Origin of the sequence: Myxococcus sp. CA033, from assembly GCF_013336625.1 — a bacterium.
In the GTDB taxonomy this organism is placed as follows: Bacteria; Myxococcota; Myxococcia; order Myxococcales; family Myxococcaceae; genus Myxococcus; species Myxococcus llanfairpwllgwyngyllgogerychwyrndrobwllllantysiliogogogochensis.
Window position 1 is genome coordinate 31,596 of sequence record NZ_JABUMU010000038.1, and the last position, 23,792, is coordinate 55,387.

Here is a 23,792-nt window from a genome sequence, read left to right on the forward strand (position 1 = left end):
ACTTTACAACCGTGCATACTGCACCAAACCGTCCTTCGGAGGCATTTTGATGGGTCCCATCACCATTCTCGACAAATCGGCATTCCAGAGCTTTTCACATCGCGAGCATCGCTACTTCGTTCGCTACTTCCTTGAAAACGTGACGCCAGTTCTCGTGCAGGAGGTAACCGCCGATCTCTCCAAGGCAGCCAAAGATGGAAAGCCCTCAGAGGAGAAAGTTGTTGAACTTGCGCGAAAGTTCCATGGCAGTGGCACCAGCGCCAACGAGAACTATCGTTCGCTTTGTATGTCATCCCTGATGGGAGTTGATGTTCCGATGGACGGGCGAATCCCCGTGGACAACGGGACACTGTTGCGCAACGAGGATGGCTCGACCGGCATGTTCATCGACATGTCCTTCTTCAACCATCTCATCATGAAACTGGCAGCCAATCAGGCAGACGAGCATGATCGCGCCTTCGCGCGTCGATGGAGAGAAGCAACGAGTAATTTCAGCCTCCAAGGCCTTACGAAGTACCTTAGCAGCCGGCATATCATTCTACCGAAATCTGCGAACACAGACGAAATTAAGCTGTCAGTCGACACCATGCTCGCCAAGAGCAGCCTCCAGCATATTTGGCTTGAAGCCATCCTCCTCTTACTGAAGGTCGACCCCTCACAGGCCACGCAAGTTCGAGTCCGTTGGTCGCACGAAGAAACATTCATGAAGGCATTTGCTCCATTTGCCTATCATTGCCTTCGGGCACTGCTGATGCTCTTCGTCGCATCCAGGGACGCCCATGTCAAGGCAAAGCCCACAGATCTCGTAGACCTCCAGTATCTATACTACCTGCCCTTCTGCTATGTCTTCTCATCGGACGACAAGGTTCACAGGATTCTTGCCCCTTTGCTGATTAGGCCAGACCAGACTTTCGTCAGAGCGCCAGAACTGAAGAGTGCCCTAAGGGAGTTAGCCGGCTACTTTGATGCCCGAACTGAACAAGAGCGAACGTGGATCTCCTATGCACTGGGAAGCCACCCTCCGCCGCTCCCGAATAACCTCGTCTCTCAGCTCTGGCGCAAACACATGCGGCCCTGGGGTCGAGGAATGCGAAACTTTGCATCAAAGCTCAGTGAACAGGAGAGCGAGGCGGCATTGCAGTACGTAGAAGAGCTATTCAAGGCAAGTGCCGCCCCACCGCCCGAGGCCGATCCGGCCAAACGCACAGCTTAAACCTTCGATCGCTTCAAACACTGCAGGCCCTTTGCTGAGACGAAATAGGGCAACCGGTGAGGATGGAGGGTTTCTGTCGCGAATAGGCTCCGAGATTGAGCCACTCCCAGAATCCGCACTCATTTACGTGGGGTCAGCGCACTTCGCCGCTGACGCAACCCAAGCAAGGGCCCACGTAACATGAACAACGCACTCACGAAGATTGCCACCGCGCAGGCCGCCACCGGAGGCCGCTACCCCCGCGCCGGGCGCTATCTGCTCGAAGTGGAAGTCATCCGGACGAAGGAAGGCTTCAAGGGGGACAGCGCCATCGCCGAGCTGAAGGTCCGCGAGTCCGACCCCTTGCCGGGTGGCGAGTCGCCGAACCGGCCCGGTGAGTCGGTCGACTACGTCGAGAACCTCTCGGACCAGAAGAAGGGCGGTGGCGGGCGCTTCAAGTCCTTCCTGATGGCGCTCGTGGGTGGCGAGGAGTACGAGTTCGCCAACCCGGCCGCGCTGAAGAAGTTCTTCGACGAGCGGCAGGCGGGCACCCACCTCTTGATTCGGTGCGAGGTCTTCCCGAAGCAGCTCCCCGCGAAGGACGGCCAGCCCGGCAAGGTGCTCAGTGGCTACCGCTGGACGCACGTCGAGCTGAACGACAAGCAGCTCGCCCAGGTCGAGCAGTCGCGCAAGGCCAGCAAGCTGCCCGTTCTCGCTGACGCCCTCTCGTAGTTCGGCGACACGACCGGCGGCGTCTTCCGTCGGCGAGTGGCTCACGTCACGGGCCGCATTCCCCTTTGACAAGGCGCCCGCGTGAACGTCTGGTCCTTCGACACAGAAACGTGGGCGATTCAGCCCGGCTTGCTCGCACCTCCTCTCGTCTGCGGCAGCATCGCGACGCGCGAACCCGGTAGCGAACGCCTGCTCGACAAGGCGCAGGCCCGGGAGTTCTTCCGCAATGCCATTGCCGCAGCGGACACGCACCTCGTCGGAGCAAACCTCGCCTACGACTTGGGAGTGATGGCCGCGGATGACCCGCGCCTTGTCGCGCCCATCTTCGCGGCACTCGAAGCGGGGCGGCTGCATTGCGTCCAGATTCGTGAAGCGCTCATCGACATTGCGCGCGGCGTCTGCGGCGTCGACCCGTCGAGTGGGCGGAAACTCGACAGTGACGAAGGTGCCCGCTACCCGCTCGCGCTCCTCGTGTCGCGCCATCTCGGGCTCGACATCAGCGAGGAGAAGAAGGACCCGAAGGCGTGGCGCTTGCGCTACGGGGAACTCGACGGTGTGCCTGTCGAGCGCTGGCCCCAGGAGGCAGTGGAGTACCCGAAGCGTGACGCTCGCTACACGCTCGACGTGTTCTACCGGCAGGAAGCCATCGCCCGCGAAGAGAAGAACGGCGGGAACCTGCATGCCGAAGCCGACCAGATGCGCGCCGCCTTCGCCCTCCACCTCGCTTCAATCTGGGGCCTCCGGACGAACGGTGTCGCAGTCGCCCAGCTCCGTGAGCGCATCGAGCGGGAGTGGAGCGAGAACAGAGCCAAGTTCCAAGCAGCGGGCATCTACCGGGCCGACGGCTCGAAGGACTCGAAGCGCCTCGCGGCGCTCGTGACAGCGGCATATCGCAGAGAGGCTCCCATCACTGCCCCCAGTAAGCGATACCCCTCCGGTCAGGTCGCGACCGACCGCGACACGCTGCTCGGCTCGGGCGACCCGCTGCTCGAAGACCTGGGGAAGAGCGGGCGCGTCGACAAGTACAAGTCGACCTACCTGGATGTTGTCGAAGCAGGTACGGCGTTCCCCATCAACCCGCGCTTCAACGTGCTTGTCAGCACGACGCGCGTCAGCTCCGACTACCAGCAGCTCCCCCAGAAGGGCGGCATTCGCGAGGTCCACGAGGCCCGGCCCGGGTTCGTCTACTGCTCGGTCGACTACGGCGGGCTTGAGTTGCGCACCATGGCCCAACACGCGATTTGGGCTGTCGGTTACTCGCGGATGGCCGACGCGCTGAACAGCGGGCTCGACGTCCACACGCTGGCAGCAGCCCAGTTCCTCAGAACGAGCTACGACGAGCTGCTCGCGCGGGTGAAGGCGAAGGACCCCGTTGCCGTGTCCTTCCGCCAGCTCGCGAAGATTCTCAACTTCGGCAAGGGCGGCGGGATGAAGGGTGGCACCCTCGTCTACAACGCCCGCGCGAAGGACCGGGTTTCGTTCTGCCTGCTGGCGAAGCGCGCAGACGTCTGCGGCGTCGAGCGCGTCGTCGTGACCGTCCAGCGCAAACCGAAGATGGTCTGCCGCGAGTGCCTCAAGGTCGCGAAGAACTTGGATGCAATGTGGTTGAGGGCATGGCCCGAGCAAGGCGACCTACAGCACGAAGCCACGTCCGCCACCTATGGCGGGTTCGCCGACGTGGTGATTCCGGGCGCGAACATTCTCCGGGGCGAATGTGGCTACACACAGTTCCTCAACACGCCGTTTCAGGGGTTGGGGGCGGTGGGGACGAAGCTCGCGATGTGGCGCGTCAGTCGCGAGATGTACGTCGACCGTCGCGCACCTCTCTACGGCTCGCGGCTGGTCCTCATGGTGCATGACGAGCTGATCAGCGAACTGCGCGCCGATGACCCGCAACGGTTGCACGACGCGGCCGAGCGCAAAGCGTACCTGATGCGCGAAGCGATGAAGGAAACGACCCCAGACCTGGCACCGGCAATCGAAGCCGAGCCCGCCCTGTCCCGCATCATGTCGAAGGACGTCGCGACCGTGCGCGATAGCTCGGGGCGACTGCTGGTCTGGGAGCCCCCAGCAAAGCGCGCGGCCTGAGCCACGGCCGGAATCCGCACTCATTTACGGGAGGACTACTCACCCTGAATGGTGCTCCATGTCCGTACCGAACGACGCGCTCGAACAGCTCCCGCCGCCTCACTGCCCATACCTCGACGCGGACCTCGACGACGCAGTCGCCTTTGACGTCGCCGACTTCCACGAGCTGCGCATGCTGTCGGCGCTGGGGGGCGAGCCCGAGGCCCTTCACTTCCTGGTGGCGGGCCTGTGAATCTCCTCGTGGCGCTCGACCCCGGACTTCGCGAGTGCGGTGTCGCGCTTTTCGACATGGACTCGGGCGAGCTGCTCGCGGCGGGCATGCCCACGAATGCCGAGCGGAAGGCCCGTGGGCTTCCGGCATGGGCGCGGATGGCCGAAGGGGTGGCCGCGTTCGTTTCGTCGCTCCTGGAGCCGCTCAGGGCAGCAGGCGCGACTCTCTCCATCACCGTGGCGAGTGAGTGCCCCCAGGTCTACACGGCCGGGAAGAGCAAGGGCGACCCGAACGACCTCATCGAACTTGCCGGTGTCGTCGGTCGCGTCGCGGGTGCGTTGGGGGCAACGTCGGAACGGAGCTACCTGCCGCGCGAGTGGAAGGGAACGCTCGACGGCGACGTGATGGTCGAGCGCATCAAAGCGCGCCTCGGCGAGCGCCCGCAGGAACACCTTCGCGTCCAGCTCCCCCGCGCGTCGGACAAGCACCACAACGTCTGGGATGCCATCGGCATTGGCCTTCATGTCGTCGGCCGACTCGCGCCCCGGAAAGTCTTTCCCAGGTGAGCGCGCATGGCTTGGCTATTCATCCCGTCGGAGTTCATCCGCGCCGCGCACTCGAACTCTTCGCTGGCGGCGGTGGACTCGCCCACGGCCTCAAACTGGCCGTCCCTTCCCTCCGGACTGTTTGTTACGTCGAGCGGGAAGCATACGCAGCGGCCTGCCTCGTGGCCCGGATGGAAAAGGAAGAACTGGATTCGGCGCCTGTCTGGGACGACGTTGGAACCTTCGACGGCGTCGCGTGGCGTGGCGTTGTGGATTGCGTCAGTGGGGGATTCCCCTGTCAGGACATCAGCGTTGCGGGCAAGGGTGCTGGCCTCGAAGGCGAGCGCTCGGGCTTGTGGCGCGAATACGCGCGAATCGTCGCTGAGGTACGACCCCGCTTTGTCTTCGTCGAGAACGTCGCGGCGCTCCGTTCGAGGGGCCTCGACCGCGTGCTCGCCGACCTTGCCGCGCTCGGGTTCGATGCGGAGTGGGTTTGTCTCCGAGCGTCCGACGCCGGAGCCCCTCACAAGCGAGAACGTCTCTTCGTGTTGGCCCACGCCGAACACAGGAGAGAGCTTGAGCGGACACGGGAGACGTGGGGGCAGGCCACGCAACGGGAGGCAATCGGGGGCGGACCTGAACGCGCTCCTGAAGGACTGGCCGACTCCGGGGGCGTTCGACTGGAAGGTCGCGAGCTGCATCGGTCAGCGTCGCCGGCAGCTCTCGGAAGCGATTCTGACCTTCCCAGGTGGCCCCCAGGACGCGACGACCTCGCAGGATGGCGCGCAGTCCTCGCAAGGCGCCCGGACGTTGAACCCTCGGTTTGTCGAATGGCTGATGGGCTGGCCCATCGGATCGAGCGACTGCGGCTCCTCGGAAATGGCGTCGTCCCCCAGCAAGCGGCGCTCGCCTACGAACTCTTGCACGCGCGGCTGTTCAGTGCCGCGCTGACGAAAGACGAGCGGTGACATGTCCGCCCATCTGACCGGCCCTGGCTTCGATGGTCCTGCCGTGACAATCGAGCGCGCCGCCGAACTACTCCAGTGCAAGCGCACTCGCGTATTCGAGCTACTCGCCGAAGGGCGATTGAAGCGGGCCCCCAAGTTCGGGAAGAAGACGACGGTCCGACTCGACTCCGTGCTTGCGTGCATCAGAGGGAACGAGGAGCGGGCGCCGCCCGTTCCTCGCCCCCGTCGAAAGCCTCAGGCGACGGACTTCTCGTTGGAGTCGTTCAAGTCCGCCGTCCGCGAAGCAATGGGCGGGTCCTCCGGGTGAGCCAGTTCCAAAGGTAGCTGAATCATCGGCGGCACCAGGACGCGCTTGTAGAACGTTCGCGTCGTCTTCGTGCTCCGATGTCCCATCACTGCGGCCACTTCCTCCACCGGGAGCCCCTGCTTCGTTGGGCGCACCAAGACGCCGTACTCCGAAGCCCAGTTCGAGAAGCTGTGCCGAATCTCGCCGGGCTCGATGACCCGAATCTTCTCTGTCTCCTCGGGCGTCTCGCACTTCTCCCGGAGCCTTTTGGCGGCACGCTTGAGCATCAGCAGGGCCGGGGCTCGGGTGAGCGGCTTCTTCCGGGCCTGAAGCCGCAAAGCTGCCGCGAACGCCTGAGCGTCGAGGCTGACAACATGGTCGTCCCCTCGCTTGTGATGGAAGGTCACAGTCCCCTTGATGCCGCAGGGGTCGTTGACTTCTTTCAGGAGGGCCTCACCTCGTGCCACACGCGCAATCTCGGTGTCGTGCATCGAGGCTTTCGCACGCAAGCAGAGGGTGTCCCGCAGGAGCTGACTCGAAATCTCCGCGTAGACCGCCTCAACTTCCGCCATGGAGTAGCCCTTCGTCCGAACGCTCTTCTCGGGTTTGGCCTGTGGCACCGCGAGGTCCAGGGTCGGGTCGTTGCTTCGGTGGAGCTTTCCTTCTTCACGAAGCCACGACGTGAACGACTTGAGGGCCACGATGCGGTGGTGCTCGGCGGACTTCCACCCCTTGAGTAGCTTCTTCAGCTCCAGGAGCGTCACCCCTCGCAGGTCCCGCCCGGCAAGGGCCACCCCCCAGTGGGCGAGGTAATTCCCGAGGACGTGCTCGACGTAGTCCTTGGAAAGCCCCTCTTTGCGTGCGTCCTCAATGAACTCCCTGTGAAGTTCGGGAGTCAGCATCACAGCATCGGCGGCAGCTTTCTCCGCCAGTTCCGTCGCGTCCTGGGTTGCTTGCTTCCTTGTTCGGTACGTACCTGGGTCACGCTCGAAAAGGGCGAGTTCTGCGAGGGCCTCGCGCTCACTGGCCACGCCGAGCGTGAGCACCCGACGCCCCCCGAGGACCCGTCGCTCAATCACCCACACAGATTTGCCGTCAACCTCACGAACCCGTCCCCCAGCCCACGTTCCGACCCAGTTTGCGCCCATGCTCCCCTCCGGCGTTACAGTGGCGTTACTGGGCTGTATATCACCCCAATCCTCACTCTAAAAGATGCAGTCCTTTCAAGCCGGTAACACGGGTTCGAATCCCGTCGGGGACACTGCAATCGGGGCCGGAAGCCGCTGGAATCTCAGCGGCTTCCGGCCCCGATTCTTTCAGGCTCTTACTCGTCTCCAGGATGTCTCGAGCCGGAGACGCATCCCGCCCTCCTCCAGCCGATTCGTCAGGGGCGGAGCGTGCGCGTCAGTGCTAGGCCCTGCTGTCATGTCCGGCGACTCCCCCGTCCCCGCCCCCGGCGGCTTGCCCACCCTGCACTTCCCCCCCGAGCTCCCCATCTCGAGCCGGGTGGAGGACATCACCGCGGCCATCACCGCCCATCAGGTGGTCATTGTCGCGGGAGCCACCGGCTCGGGGAAGACGACGCAGCTGCCAAAAGTCCTGCTCGCCATGGGGCGCGGCCGCCCGCGCCAGATTGGCGTCACCCAGCCCCGGCGTATCGCCGCGACGAGCGTGGCGGCGCGCGTGGCACGCGAGATAGGCACGGAGCTGGGCACGGACGTCGGCTACCAGATTCGCTTCGAGGACCGCTCGTCCCGGCGGACGGCCGTGAAGTTCATGACCGACGGAGTCCTCCTCGCTCAGATTCACAGCGACCCGCTCCTGAACCGCTACGACACCATCGTGCTCGACGAGGCCCACGAGCGCAGCCTCACCATCGACTTCCTGCTGGGGTGGCTCAAGCGCATCCTCCCCCGGCGCCCCGACCTCAAGGTGGTGGTGAGTTCGGCCACCATCGAGACCGAGCGCTTCTCGCAGTTCTTCGGGGGGGCTCCGGTCATCCAGGTGGAGGGCCGTACCTTTCCGGTGGACGTGCTCTACGAGCCGCCCCCCGAGGACGACGAGCTCACCGACTCCGTCGCCGATGCGGTAGCGAACGTGCTCTCGCTCGACCCGGACGGGGACGTCCTCGTGTTCCTCCCCGGGGAGCGGGAAATCCGCGAGGCCGAGAATGCCCTGAACGCGCGCGCGCTCCGCGGCACGGTGGTGCAACCCCTGTATTCGCGCCTGTCGGCCGCCGAGCAGTCGCGCGTCTTCTCCACCATCCCTGAGCGCCGGGTCATCCTCGCCACCAACGTCGCGGAGACGTCGGTCACCATCCCGGGAATCGTTTACGTCGTGGACACGGGGGTGGCGCGCCTGTCGCGCTACGACCCCCGCTCGGGCACCACGCGCCTGCACATCGAGCCGGTCTCCCAGGCCAGCGCCGACCAGCGCAAAGGGCGCTGCGGACGCGTGCGCGAGGGCATCTGCGTGCGCCTCTACGACGAGGTGAGCTTCACCACGCGGCCCGCCTTCACCGACCCGGAAATCAAGCGCACCGGGCTCGCGGGGGTCATCCTGCGGATGAAGTCCCTGGGCCTCGGTGACGTCGAGGACTTCCCCTTCCTCGACCCGCCCCAGCCGAGGGCCATCGCCGAGGGCTGGCGAGTGCTCGAGGAGCTCGGGGCCATCGAGGGCCAGGAGCGCACCTTGACGCCGCTCGGGCACCAGCTCGCGCGCTTCCCGGTGGACCCGCGCATCGCACGGATGATTCTCGCTGGCGCCGAGTACGGGTGTCTGGACGAGGTGCTCATCGTCGCCGCGGCGCTCAACCTGCAGGACCCGCGCGAGCGGCCACGGGAGCTCGCGCAGAAGGCGGACGAGCTGCACCGGCGCTTCCGTGACGAGCACTCGGACTTCACGGGGCTCCTCAAGCTGTGGGCGTTCGTGAGCGAGGCCGAGGGCCGGGGGACGTCCCATCTGCGGCGCGTGTGCCGGGACAACTTCCTGTCCTTCTTGAGGGTGCGCGAGTGGCGGGACGTCCAGCGACAGCTCGAGGAGACCGTCCGCGAGCTGCGCCTGCCGCGCAAGGGCCGGGGCACCCCGGCGCGCGGGGACGTCCTGCACCAGGCGCTCCTCACCGGGCTCCTGTCCCGCATCGGCCAGTGGAATCCTGAGCAGCGCCTTTATACGGGTGCGAAGCAGACGCGCTTCATGGTTCACCCCTCGTCGGCGCTCGCGAAAAAGCCCCCTGCCTGGGTGATGGCGTTCGAGCTCGTGGAGACGTCCCAGTTGTTCGCGCGCACCGTGGCGAAGCTCGACCCCGAGTGGCTCGCGGCGGCGGCCCCCCACCTGCTCAAGCGCAGCTACTCCGACCCGCACTGGTCGGAGAAGTCCGCGCGCGCCGTGGTGAAGGAGAACGCGACCCTCTTCGGGCTTCAGGTCTTCAAGGAGCGCCCCGTGGCCCTGGCCAGCATGGACCCCGCCCGGGCACGGCTGATGTTCCTGGAGCATGCCCTGGTGCGCGGCGAATACCGCACCCGGGGGGCGTTCCAGGAGAAGAACCGCCAGGTGTTCGAGCGCGTGGCGCGCCTGCGGGACAAGGCCCGGCGCAGCGAGCTGCTCGACAGCGAGGCGATGCTGACGTTCTTCGACCAGCGCCTCCCGGCGGACGTGACGGACGGAGCGAGCTTCGAGGCCTGGCGCCGCAAGGCCGAGGCGGCCGACCCCGATGTGCTCGTCCTCTCGATGGAGGATGCCCTCTCGCACGACCCGGGCCTGTCCCCGGCGCACTACCCGGACGCCATCACCCTGAACGGCGCGTCCGTGCCGGTGACGTACACCTTCGACCCCTCGGCCGAGGACGACGGCATCACCCTGAGCGTGCCGCTGCTGCTGCTCGCCCAGTTGGTCCCGGGTGAATTCGACTGGACCATCCCCGGGTGGCAGCGGGAGAAACTCACCGCCCTGCTCGAGCAGATCCCCCGCGCCCAGCGCAAGCAGTTGGGGCCGCTGCCAACGCTGGTCGACCGTCTCGAGAAGGAACTGGTGCCCTTCCGCGGGCCGATGATTCCGGCGCTCGTGCGTGCGGTGTCCCGGCTGTGCGGCGTGGACGTGCCCGAGGAGTCCCTCCGGGCGGAAGTTGTGGCGCCGTACCTGCGCATCACGCTCCGGGTGCTCGACGAGCGGGGAAAGGAGCTCGCGCGGAGCCGCGACGCCGACGCGCTGCTGGAGCAGTACGGGGGACGCGCACGGGCTGCGCTGCGCAGCGCAGCGCCGGTTTCGGACTGGGAGCGCCAGGGGCTGACGACGTGGACCTTCGGCGAGCTGCCCCCGATGGTCACCCGCCGCGTCGGCGGGCTCGACGTCCGCAGCTACCCCGCGCTCGTCGACCGGGGTGCTGCCGTGGACCTGGTGCTGCTCGAGACATCCTCCGCCGCCGAGGCGGCCACTCGCACGGGGGTCCGCCGGCTCCTGATGCTCGCCGCGCGCGGACACGTGGCCGTCAGCGCCTCGCGCATGCCGCTGCCCTTCCCGTCCCTGGACGGCGCACCGCCCGCGCGGGGCCAGGCCGACGCCTTCCGGGCGCTCGTCCTCGCACGCAGCGTCGACGATGCGTTCAAGCTCGCACCGGGCGCGCCACTGCCCCGCGCGAAGGCGGCCTTCGAGGCGCTGGTCCGTGAGGGCTCACCGCGCATCGAGCCCGCTGCCCGGGACTGGGCGAACGCCGTCGTTGTCACCTCCGCGGAACTCTCCGCGACGCTCGCCGCACTCAAGGCGGCATCAAAGGGGCCGAGCGGCGCGGCGGCCGTGCGGGACATCCGCGCGCAGCTCGGGCATCTGTTCCCCGCGAACCTCATCGAGTGGATTCCCTTCGCGCGCCTGCTGAACTACCCGCGCTTCCTCCGCGCAGCCCAGGCACGGCTGTCTCGTGCGGTGGCGAACCCCGGCAAGGACGCGGGGAAGGCCGCGCCCTTCACCCCCCTGTGGGAGACCTTCCTCGCCAGGCGCGCCACCGTGCGGGACCAGGAGGCGGCGCAGGCGCTGCGGTGGGACTTCGAGGAGCTCCGCGTGGCCATCTTCGCGCCGGAGGTGACGACGCCCGTGTCGGTGACGGTGGCGAAGGTCGGCGCGGCCCTCGCGGCGCTGCGCTAGTAGCGGGTGGCTGTGCGTCCGTGACGAGAGCATCGGCGTCCTCAAGGTGCTCCGCCGTCAAACGTCGCCGTCCTACACAAGCTCAGGTTCCTTCTGAGCGATAAGTCCGAGCCAGCTGGGCGGACTTTTTGGAGAACCGCGACATCCACTTCGACGATGCCCACTCTTGGCTGAGAGTGTCTGCCCAGTCCGCAATCGCCTTGCGCTGCGCGACGCTGAGCGTCGTCAACACAGGGGCCGGATAGTCACCATCAATGCGACAAAGAAAGCCGTGGAGATGAATCCACAGCTCGAAGTCGGTCGAATTCGCCAGCATGACGCGGAGAACCGAAGGCAGGTAGTACAGGACGGCGGCGTCCGTCATGTACGAGAAGTCTTCCATGTACAGCGAGCCAGGGAATGGCTGGGATTCCACGTCGCGCCGCATCTTGCCGAAGAAGTGGTCGACAACGTACTTGGCTTCGATGCCCGGCGGTGCAAGCTCTTCCACGGTTCGTGGACTGGCCGCATCCCTGAAGGCGAGGTCAATTCCGTGGATGACGTCGTCGCGTTTCAACATGGGCGGCCCGTGATTGTCACATCAAGGAGAATGAAGAACCAACCGTGAGCAGGAAACGAGCGGAAGACGAATAGGAGCTGTGTTGAGGGTTGGGCTGGTGCTGAGGGCCGAGCATGGCTGCTGACAATTTCCGCTCGACAGAACTCGGCTGGCCTCCAGGCGTCCCCGAATCGCATTCTGGAGATGGTTCCAGGGCTTGAAGTACGGCGTCACGTCCGCGACGCGCCCCCTCCGGGGGACACCGGACTGAACAGGAAGCCTCAAGGCCCACGTCGCAGGGGAGCCGTCACGACGAGTGCCCCCAGACCCAGGTGTCCGGTACGCCCCTTGGACGGGAAGTCGCCGGTTCGGCAGGCCGTGGGCTCCCCAGCCAGGGCTCCGTCCACTGACTCCGGAATGGCGCGCGGTGGCGTCGTCGTCGCCAGATTCACGAGTCCGCGGAGCGCTTCATGTCGATCCCCGTACCGCCCAATCGTCGCGCTCTTGAAGGCGCCCTGCCGGCGTCCTCTCATTCTCAGAGGAGCATCCCATGTCTTATATCGATGGTTTCGTCATCGCCGTGCCGACCGCGAACAAGGAGAAGTTCATCGCACATGCCCGCAAGGGCGACCCCGCCTTCATCGGGTACGGTGCCCTCCGCGTGCTGGAGTGCTGGGGAGACGACGTGCCGAGCGGCAAGCTCACCGACTTCCGCAGGGCCGTGCAGGCCAAGGACGATGAGACGGTGGTCTTCTCGTGGATTGAATGGCCCGACAAGGCCACGCGCGACGCTGGCATGGAGAAGATGATGAAGGACCCAAGCATGAGCCCCGAGCAGAACCCGATGCCCTTCGACGGCGCGCGGATGATCTACGGCGGCTTCGCGCCGGTAGTGGTGCTGGACAAGTAACCCGGGCCGGCCCGCGGGGACTCAGGTCAAAATCCGTCCCCGCGCGCCCTCTGCGCCCACCTTGAGCAGGAGCGTGTACAGGCCGCCCTCTCCATGCTCGCTGGCGCGAGTCCACTGCAGCCTGCCTTCACACTCGAGGCACCCGAGCGGCGCGGCTGGCACTCCACGAATGGAGGGCACCGCGCCGCTTCCTGTTGGGCGCCCGTGGCGGCGTCACACCCGCCCAGCCCGCTCTCGCGGCTCAGCCATACAGCTCGCTCAGCGGTCCCGGCGCGATGCGCGTGCTGCCCTCTTGCCCGAAGGTGTTGAAGTCCGCATCTCCGAACGCGTGGCCAAGCGTGTTGAAGAGGTTGGAGACTTGCCGGTTCCGGGCCGCGTCGTACTTCGGGTACACCACTGTGCGCCCGTCGGTCTTCAGGCCCAGCGCGTTGCCACCCACCACGAGCTTCGGCCACTCACGCGAGGTCGAGTGGTGCTGCTCGCCGTTGTCGGACATGAAGACAATCGCGGTGTGGTCCAGCATCGAGCCGCTCGCGCCGACCTCTGGCGTAGCAGCCAGCGTCCTCGCCAGGTTCGCCACCAACTGCACGTGGCGGCGGGTGACCTCCGCGACGCGATCCCAGTTCTGCCCGGCATCCAGGCCGTGCTGCAGGCTGTGTCGCGCGATGTCGGCCACGTCCGGGCCGTAGGCCACGTCAAAACCCGAGGTGCCCGTCGCCAGTACCACCGTGTTCGTCAGCCCACCCAGGAGGGATGCCGTGGCGATCTGGAACTGCGCCTCGAACCACTTCAGCGAGTCGGGCGGTGAGCCCGCGCCAGTGATGAGCGGGTTGTCCTTCGGCGCCAGCGGCAGGTAGGGCCGCACGCGGTCCGCCATGCCCGCGAGCTGATCCTCCCGCGTGCGCAGCGATTCGAGCGAGGAGAGGTAGCGCTCCAGTTTCAGCCGCTCGTTGGAGTTGCCGCTGAACTCCGCCAGCGCCTTGCGCGAGTCGGCCAGCGCGAAGTCGAAGAGCATCTTGCGATCGCGCCCATTCGTCGAGCCGCCGAGCAACGAGCCGAAGGTGCTGTCGAACGCGAGCGACGGGTTGACGATGATGCCCGCGGGCTTGCGCGGCCCGAGCGCGCAGGTCTCGTAGACAATCGACACCCGCGCGGAGCTGGTGCCCAGGCGCAGCACGTCGAACGGTGCACCACGACGCAGACGAGGGGCGATCACCGCGTCGAAGGTCGCGCCCGCGCCGTTCACCGCGCAGCTCAGCCCACCCGTCCCGCTGGAGTGCCCGCCGCCCGCGATGAGGCTCGAGAGCCCCAGCAGCACGGCGGAGCGGTTCACCAGGTCGATGTTGCCGGAAGACGCCGCCAGCGGCCCGAGGCTGATGGCACTGGCGAGATTGTCGCCCTCACGAACCAGCGGCGCGTCCTTGTACGCGTCCCAGAAGAGGCGATCGGAGGTGTTGGCGCGTCCACCCAGCGCCGTGCGGGTGCCCGTGCTCAGGAGCGCGCGGGGGTAGACGCCATTGCATTCGAGGACCAGCACCAGACGCGCCGGCCGCGCTGACGACTGGGCGTAGACGTCGTGGAAGTAGGGCGCGAAGAGGCCGGCGGCCATGCCCTTCAGGACGGTTCGTCGCGAGAACATGGCAGTCACTCTCCAGCCTGCGGCACGCGCCGCGTCTTCCAGGTGTCACTGGTCATCAACGTGGTCAGCATCTTGGAGAACGAGCCGTTGTTCTGATCATAGGCCTGCTCCATTTGCGTCAGCGTGCAGGCGTCGCTCGGGTTCTCCGGGCGGCCCATGAAGTAGCGGAAGGCCTGTCGCATGAAGCAGCGTTTCACGTGCCGCGAGGTCGCCAGGCGCTCGCTCAGCTCCACCGCGTCGCGCACCGTGCCGTTCAGCGCGGGGTCCGGCATCGACGTGAGCGTCGAGCTTCCATCCGGCGTGGTCCAGCCTCCGCTGGGCGAGTGATCCCGCGCGCGCAGGAAGCCCGCGTGGTTGTAGATCTCGAAGGGCAGACCGAGCGGCTCCATCAGGCGGTGACAGCCCTGACACTGCGATCCGGCGGTCGCCTCCTGCAGGCGGCGGCGAGCGTTCTTGTCGGCCGCGTGAGCGCCGACCTGGGCTGCCACCTGCACGCTGCTGAGCGGCGGGACGAAGCCGCACAGGAGGTTCTCTCGCACCCACTTGCCGCGGTGGACGATGGATGGATCATCCTCGAAGTTGCCTCCGTGCGCGGCCAGCCACACCGGGTGGGTCAGCACGCCCGCGCGCTCGGTGGCGGGCAGCGTCTTCCAGCGGCCCGCGACGGTCGCCGGGAGAATCTCGCTGACGTTGTAGGGGTGCGAGAGGCCCTTGTGCGAATCGTACGCCGCGTGCTGCATGGAGGGTACGTAGAAGGTGCGCGTGGTGAGCAGATTCGCCAGCACGTCCTGATCCTCGATGACCACCCGCGCGATCAGATCGTCGAACTGCTGGATGAAGGTCGGCTCCAGCGGATGGAAGTTGGTGAGCAGGTTGTCGTACGAGACCGCGCTGATGTAGCCGAGCCCCTCGATTTCGAAGCGCGAGGTCGCCGCCGGAGACTCCTTGAACACCGCGGACACGTGCTCGTAGCCGAGCCACTCGCGGAAGAAACCCGCGACGCCGTCACCCAGCCAGTACTGCCCGCGCTTGGAGCGCTGCTCCTCGTTGTAGTCCTGCACCAGATCGAAGCGCGGCGTCCCGTTCTGGTTGGCGTCGACTCCGCCCAGGTACTTCTCGATCAGGGCGGTGGTCGTCGCATCCTGCATGAGCGAGCCGTCCTTCGCGGCGGTGGCCACGTCCGCCAGATGCCCCTCGAGGGGCGCGGAGTAGTGAGGGTACACGAAGCTCGGCGTGGCCGAGGGCGCCCGCCCCGCCAGCGCGTAGGCCAGCTGAGAGCCCAGCTCGAGGCTGGTCAGCTCCACGCGACCGTCGGCCGGCTCGCCGCCCATCTCGCGGCGGAACACGGCGCCGGTCATCATCCACGCGGCGTTGGAGATCCGCGTGATGGAGGCCGCGCGGTTTGTCGGGGAGTTGCTCGGCTCCTGCGCGATGACCTCGGTCGCGAAGGCGGTGAGGCGGGTGAGCTCATCCTCCGTGGGCGGGCGGAAGAAGACGCCGAACTCGAGCATCTGGCCGAGGTGGAAGCGCTTGCAGGTGTCGCTCGGGTTCGCGTCGACGAACATGCAGTTGAAGCGCCTGTCGGTGTAGACACGCTCCATCCGGTTGCCGTCCGGGTAGTTCATCGTCCACGGCGCGGCGGCCTCGCCGACCACCGGCAGGAAGAGCTCCACCGTGGCCTCGTCCAGCGTCTCGTCCGTGGCCCAGGAGCTGTACTGCTCGATGGCGCTGGGATCGAGCGGGTTGTCGTAGAAGCTGAACCCGGTCCAGCTGCGCTCGACCGAGCCACCAACGTTGCGGGTGAACTCGCGCCGGTTCATGCGGCGGATGCGCGTCGACGCATCCGAGCGCACGCCCTCGGTGCAGCTGAAGAGCGTGGACTGATCGAGCAGGTTGGGCTCGGAAACCACCGTCACGGGTGGGCTGCCCGTGCCACTGCAGAGGGGCATCCCCTCCCCGATCCAGGTCTCGAGCGCGGTGAGCTCAGCTGCGCTCGCACGCGCATGCGGGGCCGGCGGCATCGGAGACGCGTCGTCGCGCATGCGGATGAGCGCGCGCCGGGCGTTGCTGAGGCTCCCATCCATCGCCGAGCTCACCCGCATGTCGTGCAGGGTGCGCAGCGGCATCGTCGCCCCCTGGGTTGGCAGCGCGCCGTGACAGGTGGCGCAACGATCGGTGAGCACCGACTGCACCACGCACGCGGCCCCCAAGCCCCCCCCGGGACCACCTGGCCCCCCGGGACCACCGGGGTTGTTGGGGTCTCCGGGGTCGGTGCCTGGCGTGATGGAGCCCTTGCACGCAACGAGGCTCAGCAATCCGGCCAGCAGGAGGATACGGTTCATACGGACAGTCTGAATCGGACGACCGGTGGGATAGCAAGCAGGTTCTGCCAATCGGGCTCAGACCTGAGCGGGCGCCCCGTGGTACCGCCGGTTCAGCACGCGCTCGGCCACCACGCAGTCCATCCCGCGCGGCGTGGCCGCCAGCACCGTGCAGAGGATTCTCAGGGGCGCGACTGTGAGCAGCACGCGACAACGCAGCAGGTCGAAGCTGGCGCGGCCACACAGCTGACGCTCGGGAAGGTTGAGCTTCATGATCTGGCCCTCGGACTGGACGCTGCCCCAGAGGGGTCAGTGCAGCCCGGACGGCATCCTCGCGTCCCGTTGACAGGCCGCGCTCCCATCGGGTGTGTGGCAGGAGCCTGGGCCGGTTGGATCGAGCCGCTCGGCCATCCGCTTCTTCGTGCTGGGGGCAGACCTGCTCGCGCAGCTGGACGTGGCGAAGGGCCAGCGCGCGACGCGTAGGCCTGCCGGCGGGCTTCACACGCGCCCCGCCCGGGAGGATGGTGGAGACCCATGGCCCAGTTGCTGACCCTCCTCGAGTCCGAGCAGTTCCGCGTGCTCGATTCGCGCTGCCGGCATCCGCGCGCGGGGCCCGCGGAGGAGCGAGGCGGGGACCCGGGACACCTGGTGCTGCTGCGCCGCGGCTGCTTCAGCTACCACCGGGGGCTCCGGCGCTTCGTCGCGGACCCCTGCACCGCACTGCTGCACCACCCGCGCGTGGACTACCGGGTCGGCCATCCGGGCGCGGAGGGAGACGATGCGACGGTCATCAAGCTCGCACCGGAACTCTTCGACGAGCTGTGGGGCCGGCGTGGCCCGGACCATCCGGAGCTGGGGCTGAGCGCCGCGGTGCACCTGCGCCACGCGCGCGTGTGTGCCGCCCTGCGCGACCCACGCGGAGACCGGCTCTCGCGTGAGGAGACGGTGTTCGCACTGCTCGAGGTGGCCGCTTCGGACAGGCAGCGCGCGGAGGCCCCTGCGCGCGGAGACCGGGGCGCACGGCGCCGCACGGTCGGCCGCGTGCGCGCACTGCTCGCGGCCCAGCTCTCAGCGAACCTCTCGCTCGACACCGTGGCGCAGGAGGCCCGCTGCTCACCCTTCCACCTCATGCGCCTCTTCCACGCGGAGACGGGGCTGTCCCTGCGCGCCTACCGCCGCCAGCTGCGGGTGCTCACGGCGCTGCAGCGGCTCGCGGAGGGCGAGCAGGACCTCGCGCGGCTCGCACTGGAGCTGGGCTTCTCGCACCACAGCCACCTCTCGCAGAGCGTGCGCCAGGTGCTGGGGAGCAGCCCCGCGCGCCTGCGTGCGGAGCTGCAGCAGGTCCGCGCAGGTTCCTGACAGCGGGGCGGCGCGCACGCCTCTAGCTTCGCGTGCATGAACCCCCTCCACCTGCTCCGGCCGCTGCTCTTCGCCTGCTTGCCCGCACTCGTGTTGTACCCACTCCCGGGGCTTGCCCAGGAGCGCGAAGCCTCTGCGCCTGCCCCGCGCGATGGCCAGCGCGACTTCGACTTCGAGATCGGCACCTGGCGCACGCAGCTGAAGCGGCGCCTGCGCCCGCTGACGGGCTCGAACACCTGGGTGGAGATGAATGGGACCACTGTCGTGCGCAAGGTGTGGAACGGCCGCGGCAACCTCGTGGAGCTCGTGGCCGACGGCGAGGGTGGGCGCTTCGAGGGCCTCAACCTGCGCCTGTACAATCCGCGGACGCGCCAGTGGAGCCTGCACTTCGCGAACAGCCGCGATGGCACTCTCGCCGTGCCGACCGTGGGCGAGTTCAAGGAAGGACGCGGTGAGTTCTACGCCCAGGAGCAGCTCGACGGGCGCGCCATCCTGGTGCGCTTCGTCATCTCGAACGTGACGCCTACTTCCGTCCGCTTCGAGCAGGCCTTCTCTGACGACGGAGGCAAGACCTGGGAGGTGAACTGGATCGCCCAGGACACGCGGGTCGACGCGGCGGCCGGCAGGACGAAGCAAGGCGCAGTCACCGATTGAGGCAGCACGGCTGGCTTCCGAGGCGGGCCCTGCCGACCGAGGGCACGGCTGAGGATATGCGGGTGGAACATCATGAACGCAGGGCTGAAGCGACGTCGCCGCCGCCTCTGCCTCTTCTCCGACATCGAACACCTGGACCTGACGGTACGTGCCCGTCCAGTCTGCCCGGCTCGGAACCTGACACACCTTGGCGACGGCGCGCGCCATGACGATGCCGCATTTCGCCCAGAGACCCGGGACCTGAGGGCTAGACACAATCACATACCAATCGACCACACATCGACACTCGACGACTTTCACATCAATCCCAGGCGCTCACCGACTTATTCTCCGCGCACCCGAAGGCAGCCCAGCCGCCCCCGCCCGGACTGAAATCGCACTGAGGACTGCCCTTGGGCATCCGACCCACAAACAAAGGAATGCCAGGCATGTCTAATTACAAGGTCCAGAACCAATGGGGTGGCTCGTCGGCTCCTTGGAATCCGGGGGGCAACTGGGTGATTGGCGGCCGCGAGAAGCAGAACGTCGTCGCGATGAAGGTCACCTCCAACGATGGCGGCCAGACGCTGACCGGGAGCATGACCTACAACGGCGAGGGGCCTATCGCCTTCCGCGCCACCCTCACCAGCCCGAACAACTACGTGGTGGAGAATCAGTGGGGTGGGCCGACCGCGCCCTGGAATCCAGGTGGCACCTTCGTCCTCGGCTCCCGGCAGGGGCAGAACGTCATCGCCCTCGACCTGACCTCCGGCAACAGCGGGGAGTCACTGACCGGGACCATGACGTACAACGGTGAGGGCCCCATCGGCTTCCGCGGCAACATGGGCTGACGCCGCACCCGATGACACTTCCCGGCGGGCCCACGTCCAGGGCCCGCCCTTCACTGAGTTGGAGTCCCCTGAAGGGCTCCCTCATCGAATCGTGGTCATGAGAGGCGATGGATACTTCCTGCAGAAGAACTGCATGAAGCCGCCATTGTTGATGTCGGCCTCCATGCGCTACTTGAAACGAGTAGGACTTGCTCGTGGAGTATGACGCATCAGCGCGGTGGGGGCCCTGTTGACTGAGTCGGGATATGCGAGGCAATCAACGAGCGAACAACGGCTCACGACGCGCCGCATCCTGAGGTCCACGGCTGGCTCCATGCCCCCACAGGGCGCCCGATGCACGCGGCGCCCTGCCCCGACCGCTGCGTTCAGCGACGGCTCACCTCAGTGGACGCGACCCGCCGGCAGGTTGGAGGGCGGCGGGAAGCCAGGCACCGCGGGCCGGACCGATTCACTCGAACCCGAGAGCATCGACGTGCCCAGGGTCTCCATTGCCCGAGCGAGAGGATTCGCCACTGGCACGCCACACACGAGCGACGTCATGTCCGCCTGGCGCCGAACCAGGTCCGCGAAGGTTCGCGTCACGGAGGGGTCGAACCGATCCGGAATGGGCCCAGACGTCACGAGGAAGGGAGACAAGGCCGACGACACTCCCTCGGCGCGAGGGTGCACGTGCAAGAAGACGGTGCCCGTCTCCCCTCCGTGACAGCCACTGCAGGTGTTCAACGAGAACTTGTGGCGCGCCTCGGTGGAGACCTGCGGCACGGCCCACGCGAAGTTGGGGAACGTAAACGCGGAGCCCGCGAGCAGGGGTTGGTTCTCGAAGAACTCCGGGACGGTGTGCGTCTCCGTGAGGATGGAGGACAGGTTCAGGTTGACATAGTCCGCCAGGGTGCGCGAGCCGTCCCAGAACAGGGTGGGCGAGAGCGCGACGTGCGCGGGCATCAACCCTCCAGGGCCCAGGTGAAACTCACGCAGCTCCCAGAGCGGCACCAACGCGTTCTCGTTGGTGCGGACCTGGTGGATGGCGCTGCCCAGGTGCGCGCCCCGCGCGACGAAGGACTTCGTGAAGCGGCTCGTGAGGGCCTCGAGCTTCTCGTTGTAGCCGGGGCTCCCGACACCGATGCGCCCCAACTCGTGCCAGTCCCGCGCCCAGCGCTGGAACTCATCCGGTGAGCCCCCGGGCAGGATGTATTCCAGGATGACGGTGAACGGCAGCGGATGGCCGTTGGGGTCCGTCACGCCAAACACGAAGCGCCCCTCGCCCGCGAACTCGCCCTCCTTGCGCAAGTCCATCCGGTTGACGATGGCCAGCAGACGGAACGGGGCCACGTTGAAGTCCAGGGAGGGTCCCGGCCCACTGCTGTTCTCCCACGGCTGCAGCACCATCCCCGCCATGTTGGGCCGCGCCCCGACCTCCGTCGCACCGATGAACTGGTCCGACATCCAGGTGGACAACCAGTCGCGGACCAGGTCCGACGGGTCCTGCCCGCCGTTCATCTCGCGCATGAGGTGACCGAAGGTCCACACACCGTCACCCGTGGTCCTCAAGGGGTCATCGACCACGGAGAGGTCGGTGATCATCAGCTCGGACGAGATGTCCACGCCACACGCCAACGGCGCGCACGCACTGGGGGACTCGCAGCCGTTGGCCGCGCTGCCGTCACAATCGAACGTGCCCACCACACAGCCCAGCCCGCAAGTCCCCGCGCCGCACACGGCACGGGCAGACGGAGCGCCAGCGCACACGGTGCCGCAGGCCCCGCAGTTCGCCTCGTCCGCGAGCAGGTCCCCCTCACACCCGTTGGCCGGATTCCCGTCGCAGTCCGCGAAGCCCATGTCGCAGCCCACCGGCACCGGAACACATGCGGAGCGATTGCCCACCACGTCGCGCGCATCCGCGAACAGCGGCCCGAGCCGCTGGCCCGGCGTCAGCGCCATCGTCACCGAGCCATCCACGCCCACCACGAAGGGACCTGATGGCGAGAACAAGGTGGCGCACGCAGCATCCATGAAAAGCGTGACTCGCGAGTCCACCTCCCCCATCGCGCGGACCAGCCCCCCGGTAGCGTTCCCATCGACGGGAATGAAGCCCGGCATGAACCGAGGCGCGGGAGGGGCGATGCCGTCGTGCCGGTAACTGATGGCCGTCGAACACGCCGACACGTTCCCCGCAGGGTCCATGGCCCGCGCGGAGATATCCGTCACCGTGTTGGCCGTGACAGTCACGGAAGCAGAGAACGCGCCCGTGGAGGCATCCGCCACGGCGCTCACCGCGACAGGCGCCACGCAGCCCGAGCCCTTGAAGACTTGAACGGTGCCTCCCTTCTCCGCGGTGCCGCGCACCTGAGGCGTGAGCGAGTTGCCCGGAGACACCGGCTGGAACCCCGTCAGCACAGGCACCGCCGGGGCAACGCTGTCCTGCACGTAGCTGATGGCGGTGGCACACGCCGACACATTCCCCGCCAGGTCCACGGCCCGCGCGGAGAAACTCGTCGTCGTGTTGGCCGTGACAGTCACGGAAGCAGAGAACGCGCCCGTGGAGGCATCCGCCACGGCGCTCACCACGACGGGCGCCACACAGCCCGAGCCCTTGAAGACCTGAACCGTGCTCCCCTTCTCCGCGGTGCCGCGCGCCTGGGGCGTCAATGAGTTGCCCGGTGACACGGGTTGGAAGCCCGTCATCACGGGCGCCGCCGGAGCCATGCTGTCATGCACGTAGCTCAGGAGTTGCGAGCATGCGGACACATTCCCGGAGGAGTCCGTCGCCGTGGCGGTGAAGACCGTCGTCGCGTTGGGATTCACGGGGACGACCGCCAGGAAGAGCTGCTCCGTTCCCGCGGTGACCGAGACCGATGGCGTCCCCGAGCAGTTGGCGTTGGGGTAGACGCGCACCGTCGACCCGGTCTCCGCGTTTCCAATCAGATTGGGGTTCGAAGTGGTGGACGGTGGGGCCGGGGTGAAGTGCGTGAGGACAGGCGCCGTGGGGGGCGTCGTATCCGGCAGACAGCCGAGCAGTTCGAGCCGCCCTATCGAAACAACCTCGATGCCCGCGCGCGAATCATTGTCATCCGTCACGTTGAGGCGGAACTTCGGGTAGGTCGCGGTGGCCGCCAGGGTGTACACACGGCGCTCCGTGCCCCCCCAGTTCACTTCGTTGGTTCGGGTATCCACCACCACCCACTGCGAGCCGTTCCAGCCCTGGAGCGTCCAGGCCTTGGGCGCGCGAGACGTGAGCGAGCCATTCGAGAAGCGGATGGCGTAGCGGATGATTCGCCGCGGGCCGTCCGCCCATTCGTAGCCAATCCACGCGGGGCTCTGCTGTAGCCCGGAGATCCACATCGAGCTGGAGCTATCGACCTCATCGAATGCCAGCCAGGCCTCGTAACCGGGGCCGAAAGCCCCCGAGCGAGTCACGATGCCGACTGGCAACGTGCCGCTCGTCATCACAGGGACCTGGCTGCTCCCGCATGTGATTTCCTGGGACTGGTGGGCCAGGTCCGCGCGAGGCGCCTCCGGTGCATCGCCCTCCTCCGGACCAGGTCGACATCCCGGAGCACACACCACAAACAGGGTGCCCACCATGAGCAAGCGCCGCCACGACTTCATGAATCGCATGTCACTCCCTCGGCCGTCTGCGGAGACCACGAGCCGTGCGGTCTGTCGCCACTTCGTGGTTCCACCCGGCTATCTACGCCGCCGAGACAGGCGTCTTGCGCGGGAAGGGCTCAATCCCCTCTACGGCGGGACGAAACCGTCGGGCCGAGGGATGAAGCCTCCCGGGCCCCATCTCCATCCCGGCCGCCATGTCGAGCGGGCGTGCCCATTCCCGCCCATCGGAGACTCGCCCTGCCCTTCCTCCCGAGACTGGATGGGAACGCGGTTGATGGCTCCGGATGTTGTGGAGGACACTGGGCAGATGCCTCGGCCCTCCTCGCGCCCCGTCAGCCTCTCGAAACGCGCGGTTCAAGGCGTGCTGGCGCTGCTGGTCCTCACGGTGGCCTATCAGGTGTACGACCGGATGAGGCTGCGCATGAGTGGCGCACCCCGGGCCGCGCTGGAGAAACTGGCGGCGTGCGCGGAGGCTCGCAACCTGCTGGGCGAGCCCATCGACGCGGCCTGGTGGGGCTGGTCCTACGGCTACCTGAAGGTCCCTCGGAAGAGTCAGGCGTGGTCCGCGACCTCTGGCCGGGTGGACTGGCGAATGCCAGTGGCGGGGTCGACCGGTCGTGGAGTGCTCCACTTCCAGGGCGAGAAGATCAACGGCTTCTGGGTGCTGGAGGGAATCCTCGAGACCGAGGGCGCCGCGATACAGACGCACGGGTGCGCGGCACTGTAGGGCTGACGTCGTCCCCTTCCACTCCCCGTCGACTCTCGCGAAAGCGC

Annotated in this window: 17 protein-coding genes and 1 pseudogene; 12 read left to right on the forward strand and 6 right to left on the reverse strand. The window is 67.0% G+C overall.

Features of this window, described 5'->3' with window-relative positions; genetic code table 11:
• Positions 1–49 precede the first annotated feature (49 nt).
• From HUA78_RS44220 to HUA78_RS44245, 6 genes are all read left to right on the forward strand, one after another.
• The gene (locus HUA78_RS44220; RefSeq protein ID WP_174478961.1) at positions 50–1,213 is read left to right on the forward strand and encodes a hypothetical protein; all 1,164 of its coding nucleotides are present in this window, start codon (positions 50–52) and stop codon (positions 1,211–1,213) included.
• Between the two features lie 180 nt (positions 1,214–1,393).
• A complete protein-coding gene (locus HUA78_RS44225; RefSeq protein ID WP_174478962.1) occupies positions 1,394–1,924 on the forward strand; it encodes a hypothetical protein in 531 nt (176 codons plus the stop codon).
• Between the two features lie 81 nt (positions 1,925–2,005).
• Positions 2,006–4,012, forward strand: coding sequence for a DNA polymerase (locus HUA78_RS44230; RefSeq protein ID WP_174478963.1), 2,007 nt, complete (start codon positions 2,006–2,008; stop codon positions 4,010–4,012).
• 58 nt (positions 4,013–4,070) lie between these two features.
• Positions 4,071–4,244, forward strand: a complete 174-nt coding sequence (locus HUA78_RS44235) for a hypothetical protein (protein WP_174478964.1) — start codon at positions 4,071–4,073, stop codon at positions 4,242–4,244.
• Positions 4,241–4,789 carry a hypothetical protein gene (locus HUA78_RS44240; RefSeq protein ID WP_371745814.1) on the forward strand — a complete coding sequence of 183 codons (549 nt, stop codon included), beginning with the start codon at positions 4,241–4,243 and terminating at the stop codon, positions 4,787–4,789. The genes HUA78_RS44235 and HUA78_RS44240 overlap by 4 nt, the downstream gene beginning before the upstream one ends.
• Entirely contained in the window at positions 4,786–5,736 is a 951-nt protein-coding gene (locus HUA78_RS44245; protein ID WP_371745815.1) for a DNA cytosine methyltransferase, read from the forward strand. The genes HUA78_RS44240 and HUA78_RS44245 overlap by 4 nt, the downstream gene beginning before the upstream one ends.
• 234 nt (positions 5,737–5,970) lie before the next feature.
• Here the strand turns inward: HUA78_RS44245 and HUA78_RS44250 are convergent, their stop codons facing one another.
• A complete protein-coding gene (locus HUA78_RS44250) occupies positions 5,971–7,170 on the reverse strand; it encodes a site-specific integrase (RefSeq protein ID WP_217442848.1) in 1,200 nt (399 codons plus the stop codon).
• A gap of 277 nt (positions 7,171–7,447) precedes the next feature.
• On the opposite strand from HUA78_RS44250, the gene hrpA reads away from it, so the two are divergent.
• Positions 7,448–11,158, forward strand: coding sequence for an ATP-dependent RNA helicase HrpA (hrpA, locus tag HUA78_RS44255; RefSeq protein WP_174478965.1), 3,711 nt, complete (start codon positions 7,448–7,450; stop codon positions 11,156–11,158).
• Positions 11,159–11,240: 82 nt separating this feature from the next.
• Here the strand turns inward: hrpA and HUA78_RS44260 are convergent, their stop codons facing one another.
• Entirely contained in the window at positions 11,241–11,717 is a 477-nt protein-coding gene (locus HUA78_RS44260; protein ID WP_174478966.1) for a hypothetical protein, read from the reverse strand.
• Between the two features lie 529 nt (positions 11,718–12,246).
• Here HUA78_RS44260 and HUA78_RS44265 point away from each other — a divergent pair.
• Complete coding sequence (locus HUA78_RS44265; protein ID WP_141648852.1) at positions 12,247–12,606, forward strand: DUF1428 domain-containing protein; 360 nt, start codon at positions 12,247–12,249, stop codon at positions 12,604–12,606.
• A gap of 241 nt (positions 12,607–12,847) precedes the next feature.
• On the opposite strand, the gene HUA78_RS44270 is transcribed toward HUA78_RS44265, so the two are convergent.
• From HUA78_RS44270 to HUA78_RS44280, 3 genes are read right to left on the reverse strand one after another with little or no spacing between them, the layout of a single operon-like run.
• Complete coding sequence (locus HUA78_RS44270) at positions 12,848–14,245, reverse strand: DUF1552 domain-containing protein (protein WP_174468357.1); 1,398 nt, start codon at positions 14,243–14,245, stop codon at positions 12,848–12,850.
• Between the two features lie 5 nt (positions 14,246–14,250).
• Positions 14,251–16,587 (reverse strand): DUF1588 domain-containing protein, encoded by a 2,337-nt coding sequence (locus HUA78_RS44275; protein WP_174462641.1) that lies wholly within the window; start codon positions 16,585–16,587, stop codon positions 14,251–14,253.
• Positions 16,588–16,644: 57 nt separating this feature from the next.
• The gene (locus tag HUA78_RS44280) at positions 16,645–16,839 is read right to left on the reverse strand and encodes a hypothetical protein (protein WP_174462640.1); all 195 of its coding nucleotides are present in this window, start codon (positions 16,837–16,839) and stop codon (positions 16,645–16,647) included.
• A gap of 261 nt (positions 16,840–17,100) precedes the next feature.
• On the opposite strand from HUA78_RS44280, the gene HUA78_RS44285 reads away from it, so the two are divergent.
• The 3 genes and pseudogenes from HUA78_RS44285 to HUA78_RS44295 all read left to right on the forward strand — a co-directional run.
• Entirely contained in the window at positions 17,101–17,925 is an 825-nt protein-coding gene (locus HUA78_RS44285) for a helix-turn-helix transcriptional regulator (protein WP_141647442.1), read from the forward strand.
• Positions 17,926–17,961: 36 nt separating this feature from the next.
• Positions 17,962–18,579: a hypothetical protein gene (locus tag HUA78_RS44290; RefSeq protein WP_174478967.1), complete on the forward strand. Its 618-nt coding sequence runs from the start codon at positions 17,962–17,964 to the stop codon at positions 18,577–18,579.
• A 437-nt stretch (positions 18,580–19,016) separates the two neighbouring features.
• Positions 19,017–19,409 (forward strand): annotated as a pseudogene (locus HUA78_RS44295) (lectin ESA-2); the annotation flags it as partial.
• Positions 19,410–19,790: 381 nt separating this feature from the next.
• Here the strand turns inward: HUA78_RS44295 and HUA78_RS44300 are convergent.
• Positions 19,791–23,024, reverse strand: a complete 3,234-nt coding sequence (locus HUA78_RS44300; RefSeq protein WP_174478968.1) for a hypothetical protein — start codon at positions 23,022–23,024, stop codon at positions 19,791–19,793.
• Between the two features lie 301 nt (positions 23,025–23,325).
• Between HUA78_RS44300 and HUA78_RS44305 the strand changes: the two genes are divergently transcribed.
• Positions 23,326–23,745, forward strand: coding sequence for a cytochrome c oxidase assembly factor Coa1 family protein (locus HUA78_RS44305; protein WP_174478969.1), 420 nt, complete (start codon positions 23,326–23,328; stop codon positions 23,743–23,745).
• The last annotated feature ends 47 nt before the right edge of the window (positions 23,746–23,792 follow it).

Excerpts from the sequence above, each read along its gene's own strand:
- HUA78_RS44225 (WP_174478962.1), top strand. The coding sequence starts at position 1,394 with ATGAACAACGCACTCACGAAGATTGCCACCGCGCAGGCCGCCACCGGA.
- HUA78_RS44300 (WP_174478968.1), bottom strand. The coding sequence starts at position 23,024 with ATGCGATTCATGAAGTCGTGGCGGCGCTTGCTCATGGTGGGCACCCTG.
- HUA78_RS44260 (WP_174478966.1), bottom strand. The coding sequence starts at position 11,717 with ATGTTGAAACGCGACGACGTCATCCACGGAATTGACCTCGCCTTCAGG.
- HUA78_RS44275 (WP_174462641.1), bottom strand. The coding sequence starts at position 16,587 with ATGAACCGTATCCTCCTGCTGGCCGGATTGCTGAGCCTCGTTGCGTGC.
- HUA78_RS44305 (WP_174478969.1), top strand. The coding sequence starts at position 23,326 with ATGCCTCGGCCCTCCTCGCGCCCCGTCAGCCTCTCGAAACGCGCGGTT.
- HUA78_RS44220 (WP_174478961.1), top strand. The coding sequence starts at position 50 with ATGGGTCCCATCACCATTCTCGACAAATCGGCATTCCAGAGCTTTTCA.
- HUA78_RS44285 (WP_141647442.1), top strand. The coding sequence starts at position 17,101 with ATGGCCCAGTTGCTGACCCTCCTCGAGTCCGAGCAGTTCCGCGTGCTC.
- HUA78_RS44265 (WP_141648852.1), top strand. The coding sequence starts at position 12,247 with ATGTCTTATATCGATGGTTTCGTCATCGCCGTGCCGACCGCGAACAAG.
- hrpA (WP_174478965.1), top strand. The coding sequence starts at position 7,448 with ATGTCCGGCGACTCCCCCGTCCCCGCCCCCGGCGGCTTGCCCACCCTG.
- HUA78_RS44290 (WP_174478967.1), top strand. The coding sequence starts at position 17,962 with ATGAACCCCCTCCACCTGCTCCGGCCGCTGCTCTTCGCCTGCTTGCCC.
- HUA78_RS44270 (WP_174468357.1), bottom strand. The coding sequence starts at position 14,245 with ATGTTCTCGCGACGAACCGTCCTGAAGGGCATGGCCGCCGGCCTCTTC.
- HUA78_RS44235 (WP_174478964.1), top strand. The coding sequence starts at position 4,071 with ATGTCCGTACCGAACGACGCGCTCGAACAGCTCCCGCCGCCTCACTGC.
- HUA78_RS44280 (WP_174462640.1), bottom strand. The coding sequence starts at position 16,839 with ATGAAGCTCAACCTTCCCGAGCGTCAGCTGTGTGGCCGCGCCAGCTTC.
- HUA78_RS44250 (WP_217442848.1), bottom strand. The coding sequence starts at position 7,170 with ATGGGCGCAAACTGGGTCGGAACGTGGGCTGGGGGACGGGTTCGTGAG.